Consider the following 246-nt stretch of genomic DNA (forward strand, 5'->3'; position numbering starts at 1 on the left):
ATTGCTATATCATTTCCTTCTTTAGCCATACCAATAATTGAATTTTTTATTAATTCTTTAGAGTGTTCATTACCTGAATTGTAAAATGTATCTAAATCATTATATGCTTCTTCAACATATTTTTTAATTTTTTTTGAATCTTTACTAATTATTTTTGGTAATATAAAATATCTAGTAAAAGCAGATATAATCATTATCACTAATAAAAATGCAAACCAAAATGTTAATCCTGACATATACAAATCC

General features: G+C 22.0%; 1 protein-coding gene. It reads right to left on the reverse strand.

What is annotated here, in order from left to right; all coding sequences use genetic code 11:
- Nucleotides 1-236: hypothetical protein (locus E6A48_RS11420; RefSeq protein WP_219710436.1), on the reverse strand; the 236-nt coding region annotated here is incomplete at its 3' end.
- Nucleotides 237-246: the final 10 nt, after the last annotated feature.

It is taken from the genome of Brachyspira pilosicoli (assembly GCF_019402445.1).
GTDB classification, from domain to species: Bacteria; Spirochaetota; Brachyspiria; order Brachyspirales; family Brachyspiraceae; genus Brachyspira; species Brachyspira pilosicoli_B.